This is a genomic window from Pseudomonadota bacterium, assembly GCA_023229365.1.
Classification (GTDB): domain Bacteria; phylum Myxococcota_A; class Polyangia; order JAAYKL01; family JAAYKL01; genus JALNZK01.
On sequence record JALNZK010000244.1, the window covers coordinates 1 to 2,973 of the forward strand.

At 67.6% G+C, this 2,973-nt stretch carries 4 protein-coding genes and 1 pseudogene; 2 read left to right on the forward strand and 3 right to left on the reverse strand.

Going from position 1 to position 2,973, the window contains the following annotated elements:
- Positions 1-146: 146 nt before the first annotated feature.
- The 3 genes and pseudogenes from M0R80_31760 to M0R80_31770 all read right to left on the reverse strand — a co-directional run bounded on the left by M0R80_31760 (position 147) and on the right by M0R80_31770 (position 2,206).
- Positions 147-491, reverse strand: a pseudogene (locus M0R80_31760) (transposase).
- Positions 492-628: 137 nt separating this feature from the next.
- Complete coding sequence (locus tag M0R80_31765; GenBank protein ID MCK9464218.1) at positions 629-775, reverse strand: hypothetical protein; 147 nt, start codon at positions 773-775, stop codon at positions 629-631.
- Positions 776-793: 18 nt separating this feature from the next.
- Positions 794-2,206, reverse strand: coding sequence for an MBL fold metallo-hydrolase (locus tag M0R80_31770; protein ID MCK9464219.1), 1,413 nt, complete (start codon positions 2,204-2,206; stop codon positions 794-796).
- Between the two features lie 117 nt (positions 2,207-2,323).
- Between M0R80_31770 and M0R80_31775 the strand changes: the two genes are divergently transcribed.
- On the forward strand, positions 2,324-2,713 hold the full coding sequence (locus M0R80_31775; protein MCK9464220.1) for a hypothetical protein: 390 nt from the start codon (positions 2,324-2,326) through the stop codon (positions 2,711-2,713).
- Between the two features lie 71 nt (positions 2,714-2,784).
- On the forward strand, positions 2,785-2,973 hold a 189-nt coding region (locus M0R80_31780; protein MCK9464221.1), incomplete at its 3' end, for a hypothetical protein.

Here is a 2,973-nt window from a genome sequence, read left to right on the forward strand (position 1 = left end):
GAAATCGACACGGCGGTGAAGATCGAAACGGTCATCGCGAAGAGAACTCGATGCATGCGCACCGGCGCTGGATTTTTCCAGAAGGCTTCCGAACCAAACGGATGGACAACTAATGTCTTTGAGCCTTGTTTGGGGCCTTGTTTGGGGACCTGCGTCCGCGAGAGGTGCTCGATGCCGAGCGCGTTCACCAAGCCCTCCATTCGCCGGTGCGACACGCCGCGCACCCACGCCTCGGCCACGACCGACACGAGCGCCCGCTCGCTGCGGCGATGGATGTCGAGCAGCCAATCCGGGAAGTAGCTGCCCTGCCGCAGCTTCGGGACCGCCAGGTCGATGCTTCCGACCCGGCTGTCCCACGGGCGCAGGCGATACCCGTTGCGGCGGTTGTTGCGCTCCTGGCTCCGCTCGCCGTAGCTCGCGCCGCACATCGAGTCCGCCTCTGCGCTCATCAGCCGCTCGAGCACCGTCTTGAGCAGGTCCCGTACGAGATCCTGGTCCACCTCGCGAATCGTGTTGAAAAGCTCCTCGAACATGTCGATCTTGGGGTTGGCCATCGCGTTCCTCTCCTTGGTTTCTAGACAATTCCAAGAAGGATGACGCGGTGGCCGCTTGCTATCCAGAGAACGGCCTACCCGTCGCCGCGAACTCGTACACCACCGGAGGGGACTCTACTGATCATCGAGGCGAGCAGCAGCGCTTCAACCACCAGGAACACCACTCCGAGAATGAGCTTCCATCTCTGATTGCTGACTCGGAAGAGCTTCATTTCGGACATGACAGCGCGCCTCGCCCCCTACCCCAACCCCACTGCCTTCCCGGCCTCGAGGATCTCGACGCGCGGGACGCCGAGCGAGAGGAGGTGCGTTCGCATCGCTTCCTCCGCCGACTTCTCGCCGTGGACGAGGAACACCGCCTTGAGCCGGCTGCGGTCGAGCCGCTGCACCCACCTGCCGATCTCGAGGTAGTCGGCGTGCGCCGAGAACGCATTCAGGATCTTGACGCGCGCCTTCACGGGGTGCTCCTCGCCGAAGATCCGCACGACGCTCTTCTTGTCCGCGAGCGCGCGGCCGAGCGTGTTCTGCGCCATGAACCCGACGATGAGGATCGTGTTGCGGTGATCGCCCACGCCGATCAGGAGGTGGTGCAGAATGCGCCCGGCCTCGCACATCCCGGACGCGGAGATCACGACGCACGGCATCCGCTGGTTGTTGATCCGCTTCGACTGCTCGACCGTGCGCGTCAGCTCGAGCGCGTCGAACGCGAACGGGCTCTCGCCCTTCGCGATGAACTCGGCGGTGGTCTCCTCGTCGTAGCACTCGGGGTGCTTGCCGAAGATCTCGGTCGCGGAGATCGCCATCGGGCTGTCGACGAACACCGGGATCTTCGGGATGCGGCCCGCCGAGTACAGCCGGTGCAGGTTGTAGACGAGCTCCTGCGTGCGGCCGATGGCGAACGCCGGGATGATCACGCGTCCGCCCTTCGCGGCGGTGTCGCGCACGATCTCGGCGAGCTCCTCCTCGGCGAACGCGAAGTCGTCGTGCTTCCTGTTGCCGTACGTGCTCTCGCACACGAGGTAGTCGACCGCGCCGAGCTCGGCCGGATCGCGGAGGATCGGCATCCCGGCGCGGCCGAGATCGCCAGTGAACGCCACCTTCAGCGGCCCACCCTCCCCCGCCACGTCGAACACGACGATCGACGACCCCAGGATGTGCCCGGCGTCGCGGAGCGTGACGGTGACTCCCGGCACGAGCGGGCGCTGCGCGTCGTAGTCGACCTCCACGTACCGTGCGGCCGCGGCGTCGGCGTCGTTCGTGCCGTAGAGGGGCGGCTGGGCCTTGCGGTTCGGGCGCGGGAACTTCCTCTGCCGCTTCTCGACGAAGGCGGCGTCCGCCTCCTGGATGCGCGCCGAGTCCGACATGACGAGCTTCGCCACGTCGCGCGTGGCCGCGGTCGAGAGGATCTCGCCGCCGAAGCCGCGCTTCACGAGCAGCGGGTAGTTGCCGCAGTGATCGAGGTGGCCGTGCGTGTTGACGCAGACGTCGATCGACGCGGGGTCGAACGGGAACTTCTCGTTCTTCTCCCGCGACTCCTCGCGGCGCCCCTGGAACACGCCGCAGTCGACGAGGATTCTGTGCGCGCCCGTGTCGAGGAGGTGCTTCGAGCCGGTGACTTCCTGCGCGGCGCCGTGGGCGGTGACGGTGATCATGGGAGCTCCTGTCTGGTCGTGCGTCGGGCACGTCGCGCCCCGAGTCTACCCGAGTCCAGGCATATCCTCCTCCCGAAAAAAACCCGGCCGCGCGGCCGATGCGGTATTCTCGGGATCATGAAACACGAGACATCGAAAAGAACGATCATGGCGGTCCTGGCGGTCGTCGCCCTCGCGGTGGCCGTCGGGTGCGACGACGACGACGGGTTCACGAAGGCCGAGGTGTGTGAAGATCGTTGCACGGCGATGGAGGAGTGCGACTGGGAGACCCCGGGGGACGGCGACTCCACCTGGAGCTCGAACGCGGAGAGCTGCGCCGAGAACTGCGAGGCGGAGTACGAGGACACCGGCGACTGCGGGGACGAGAAGCTCGACCGCGACCACTGCCTCTACTCGGAGGTGCTGCTCCTCGACTGCGACTGGGAGGCGGCCGAGGACGAGTGCGCGGCCGAGATCGAGGCCTACCAGGACTGCACCGGCCCCGCCGACGACCAGACCGCGGCCTGAGCGCCGCCGGCCCCGTCCCGGTTCGCGCCCGCCGCCTTGACCTCGCAAGGTCTTCGGCACATCTTCGACCCATGCCCCGAAGGCTCCTCGCTGCGGCCGCGCTCGCCGCGCTCGCCCTCGCGCTCGCGCCCTCCCTGAGGGCCGAGGGCTTCGGCCGGAGCCTCGCGGATCTGCGCCGCGACGTCGCGCGCTCGCCGGGCGATCCGGCCGCGGAGCTCGTCGCGCTCGAGGCGTTCGCGCAATGGGACGCCCACCCCGCC

Bases quoted from the DNA above. Each gene is read 5' to 3' on its own strand.
- M0R80_31770 (MCK9464219.1), bottom strand. From the start codon at position 2,206: ATGATCACCGTCACCGCCCACGGCGCCGCGCAGGAAGTCACCGGCTCG.
- M0R80_31775 (MCK9464220.1), top strand. From the start codon at position 2,324: ATGAAACACGAGACATCGAAAAGAACGATCATGGCGGTCCTGGCGGTC.
- M0R80_31765 (MCK9464218.1), bottom strand. From the start codon at position 775: ATGTCCGAAATGAAGCTCTTCCGAGTCAGCAATCAGAGATGGAAGCTC.